Genomic DNA, 4,157 nt, shown 5'->3' on the forward strand with positions numbered 1-4,157 from the left:
CGACGGCCGCGACCCCGTGCGCGCCGTGATGACCGCGACCGGCCGCAGCCGCCGCCGGTCGCTCCGGCTGATCGCCGGTGCCCGCGAGGCCGGCCTCCTGGCACCCCGGCACAACAAGCGCTAGGGCTCTCCTCCCGGACCGGCCGAGCGTGGTCCGCGGCGTCGCGCCCTCCGGACAGCGCCCCCGCGCCCCGCCGACCGGGCCACACCCTCATAGGGACGCGACACGGCACCAGAGCGGCCGGCCCTTCCGCGGACCGATGTTCCGTCATGATTCAGTGCCACAAAAGGGATTTCCCTCTGATGCGCGCCCTCTACGCGGACATGATCGACAACCAGCGGTACGGCGACTTCCCCTACCATTTCGTCGTCGACCGGTTCGGGGGCATCTGGGAGGGGCGCCGGGGCAGCATCGACGCGAACCCGTCCGCCGATCCCAAGGCCATCCTGGGCGGCCACGCCGCCGGGTACAACACCGGCACCCTGGGCGTGGCCACCCTCGGTGACTTCGAGCCCACCGAGAAGGGCGCCGGGAAGCCGGAGCCGGCCATGCTCGACGGCGTGCGCGACCTCCTCGCCTGGAAGGGCGCCCAGTACCGGCTGGACCCCGAGGGGCAGGCCGTCCTGGACTTCCCGGGGCAGCGGCCGAGGACCGCCGACGTCATCTCCGGACACCGCGACGTCTACGCGACGCTCTGCCCGGGTGAGGACCTCTACGCGCTGCTCCCGGCCCTGCGCCACCAGGTCGCCGACCGGATGGCACAGGGTGAGGACCTGTCGCGGAACCCGCGGCGCCCGGACGCACGCTCTCCGCGTCGCCGGACCGTCCCGGTACGACCGGTACCGGGACGGCCCTCGGGCGCACGTGCCGCTCAGGCGCCCGGCGCGGCCTTCTCCAGATCGTCGACGGTGCCGGACATGACGGTCCGCAGATGCCGGGTGAGATGGTCCAGGGGCCAGTCCCACCAGGCCAGGGCGAGCAGCCGGGCGATGTCGTCGTCGGGATACCGGGTGCGGAGGAGCCGGGCCGGACTGCCGCCGACGATGCCGTAGTCGGGGACGTCGTCGACGACGACCGAACCGGACGCGACGACCGCGCCGTGCCCGATGCGCACCCCGGGCATCACCATGGCGCCGTACCCCAGCCACACGTCGTGGCCGACCACCGTGTCACCCCGCGTGGGAAGGCCGGTGATCAGGTCCCCGTGCGCGGCCCAGGAGCCGCCCATGATGGGGAACGGGAAGGTGGAGGGGCCGTCCATGCGGTGGTTGGCGCCGTTCATGAGGAACCGCACCCCGGTGCCCAGTGCGCAGAACCTGCCGATGCGCAGTTTCTCGGGCCCGTAGTGGTAGAGCACATTGCGGGTCTCGAACGCGGTCGCGTCGTCCGGGTCGTCGTAGTAGGAGAACTCCCCGACCTCGATGAGCGGGGACGTCACCAGGGGCTTGAGCAGCACCACACGGGGCTGGCCGGGGATCGGGTGGAGCACGGTGGGGTCCGCCGGGACCTCGTTCATGACAGCCGCTTTCGCCAGGGGAGTGGACAACCGGCACAGGATGCCATGGGGGCGCGGCCCGGTGGCGGGCTATTTCCGCGCCGGGTAGCGCGGCGGTGTGCCGCCGGTCGGCGGTCCGTCCTCCGGCGGGGTGCCCGAGGACCAGTCCAGGCCGTAGCGCTGGAACAGTTCGGCGCGCAGCCGGGGCAGCGGCATCGGCGCGCCAGGTAGCAGCACCGACACCACCGCGCCCATCAGCAGCGCCCGCAGCATCGGGTAGTCGGTGTCGGGGTCCGGCGAGCCGTACGCCACGACCGTGTCCCGCAGCAGCTGGGCGAGGCGCTGCTGCTCGGGGCACCGCACGAAGCCCTCGTCGGTGAGGATGCCGGCCATGTGGGTCCGCATCAGCAGCGGATGGTCGCGGGCCAGCCCGAGGATCGCGTCGACGGCGCGGGCCATCAGCTCGCGCCCGGCGTCCGGCCCGGTGGGAAGCGGCTCGCGCTCCAGTGCCGCCTGGAGGGTGAGGTGCATCAGGCGGTGCACGGCGGACTGGAGCAGCTGCCGCTTGCCGGGGAAGTAGTACGAGACCAGGCCGCGTGCCGCGCCCGCCCGTTCGGCGATGGCGCCGAGCGTCGTGGCGTCGTAGCCGCGCTCGGCGACCAGCTCGACCGTCGCCTGCAGAAGCCGCTCGCGCGAACGCCTCCGCAGCTCTTCATTGACCGATGGGCTGCGGGGGGACATGCTGGAACTCCTGCGTTGACTGGCTGAGAGCCAATATACTCAGTTACAGTCCGGGATGTCCGCCCGCAACGGCGGAAACCGGTCACGCCACCCGATTCGGGCGACACGGGGGATCGCCCGAGCTGGGTGGCGTGGGTCCGGGATGCCGCCTCCGACCTGCGAGAACGCGGAAGGGGGCGGCATCCCGCGCGGTCCGCGGCCGGTTCACCACCGCGTCCCGCGACCGTGGAACGGCCGGGACGGACCGTCACCCAGGGTGAGCCTGCGGACCGTACCGGAGGCCACCATGAACCGGTGGCCGCGCAGCCGCACGGGCAGCGCGCCGCCCCCCTCCTCGGGGACCGCGACGCGCACATGGTCCGCGCACACCCGCAGATCGACGTCCTGATGACGCCGGTAGCGGACCCGCACCCCGAACGCCGACAGCTCCGGAAGCGGCGCGGGATCGAGCCACAGCGCGTCCTCCCGGGTCTCCAGGCCCGTCATCCCGCGCTGTACGAGGTCCAGCGTGCCCGCCATCGCGCCCAGGTGGATGCCCTCCCCGGTCGTCCCGCCCTGGACGTCCGCCACATCCCCGGCCAGCGCCTCCTCGCAGTACCGCCAGGCGTCCTGGCGGCGGTCCCGCGCCAGTACCCACGCGTGCACCAGCGCGCTCAGCGTCGAACCGTGGCTGGTGCGGCACAGGTAGTGGTCGACGGTGGCGCGCCAGATGTCGTCGTCCAGGGGGCGGCCCAGCCGCCGGAACGTCGCCGCGAGTTCGGCGGGGGAGAAGAGATAGCCCAGCATCAGCACATCGGCCTGCTTGGACGCCCGGTAACGGTTGACGGAGTCACCCTCCGCCTCCAGGATGCGGTCCAGCCGCCGGATGTCGCCGTAACGGCGGCGGTACCCCTCCCAGTCCAGCTCGGCCAGGTCCTCGTAGCCCGCGAACTGGCTGATCACGCCCTGGTGGTACGGCACATGGAGCAGACGCGCGACCTCCTCCCAGCGTCCGGGCTCCTCCGCCCCGATCCGCAGTCGCTCGAACAGCCGCCGTCTGCGGTCCACGGGCAGCTCACGGCACACGTCGAGCGCCCGGCCCAGCACCCACGCCGCCATGACGTTCGTGTACGCGTTGTCGTCGAGGCCCGGCCCGTCCGCGTCCGGGTAGGCGTCGTGGTACTCGTCCGGCCCGATCACGCCCCGCAGGCGGTAGCGGCCCAGCGCTGGGTCCCAGGACGCGGACGACGCCCAGAAACGGGCGACCTCCAGCAGCATCTCGGCGCCGTCCGTGTGGAGGAACACCGTGTCCCCGGTGGCCTGGGCGTACTGCCACACGTTGTACGCCACCGCCGACCCGACATGGTGCTGGAGGTGCGAATGGTCCGGCAGCCAGCGCCCCGACCGCGGGTTCAGATGCAGCCGCTGGCTCTCCTCACGCCCGTCGCTCGCGCTCTGCCACGGGTACATCGCCCCGGCCCGGCCCGCCGCGCGCGCCGCGTGCCGGGCCTCCGGCAGCCGCCGGTGGCGGTAGCCGAGCAGGGCCCGCGACACCTCCGGCAGATGCAGATCGAGGAACGGCAGCACGAACAGCTCGTCCCAGAAGACATGCCCCCGGTACGCCTCCCCGTGCAGCCCGCGGGCCGGTACCCCCACGTCCAGCTCCGCGGTGTGCGGCGAGAGCGTCTGGAGCACATGGAACAGGTGCAGCCGCAGGACGCGGCCCGCCTCCCCGGGGACGTCCAGCGGCACCCGCTCCCACAGGTGCTCCCAGGCCCGGCGGTGGGACTCCAGCAGCGGCGGGAACTCCGGGGCGCGGGTGACCGCCTGGACCGCCGCGTCCCGGGGATCGCCGATCGCCCGGTCACGGCTGGAGTACAGCGCCACCGTCTTGTCGACCGCCGCCACCGCCCCGGGCCGCACCGGGAGCACCAGCCGCTG

At 73.2% G+C, this 4,157-nt stretch carries 4 protein-coding genes and 1 pseudogene; 2 read left to right on the forward strand and 3 right to left on the reverse strand.

The annotated features are described in order from the left end of the window. Both AC51EU_RS27815 and AC51EU_RS27820 read left to right on the forward strand, forming a co-directional pair. On the forward strand, positions 1-124 hold a 124-nt coding region (locus tag AC51EU_RS27815; RefSeq protein WP_496269852.1), incomplete at its 5' end, for a DUF6214 family protein. Between the two features lie 200 nt (positions 125-324). After that, a pseudogene (locus AC51EU_RS27820) lies at positions 325-696 on the forward strand (N-acetylmuramoyl-L-alanine amidase); the annotation flags it as partial. A 176-nt stretch (positions 697-872) separates the two neighbouring features. On the opposite strand, the gene AC51EU_RS27825 reads toward AC51EU_RS27820, so the two are convergent. The 3 genes from AC51EU_RS27825 to AC51EU_RS27835 form a co-directional block, all read right to left on the reverse strand. Further along, on the reverse strand, positions 873-1,517 hold the full coding sequence (locus AC51EU_RS27825; protein WP_496269849.1) for a CatB-related O-acetyltransferase: 645 nt from the start codon (positions 1,515-1,517) through the stop codon (positions 873-875). 69 nt (positions 1,518-1,586) lie between these two features. Continuing rightward, on the reverse strand, positions 1,587-2,237 hold the full coding sequence (locus AC51EU_RS27830; protein WP_496269850.1) for a TetR/AcrR family transcriptional regulator: 651 nt from the start codon (positions 2,235-2,237) through the stop codon (positions 1,587-1,589). Positions 2,238-2,441: 204 nt separating this feature from the next. Then, positions 2,442-4,157: glycosyl hydrolase family 65 domain-containing protein (locus AC51EU_RS27835; protein WP_496269851.1), on the reverse strand; the 1,716-nt coding region annotated here is incomplete at its 5' end.

It is taken from the genome of Candidatus Streptomyces philanthi, assembly GCF_059553635.1.

Bases quoted from the DNA above. Each gene is read 5' to 3' on its own strand.
- AC51EU_RS27825 (WP_496269849.1), bottom strand. From the start codon at position 1,517: ATGAACGAGGTCCCGGCGGACCCCACCGTGCTCCACCCGATCCCCGGC.
- AC51EU_RS27830 (WP_496269850.1), bottom strand. From the start codon at position 2,237: ATGTCCCCCCGCAGCCCATCGGTCAATGAAGAGCTGCGGAGGCGTTCG.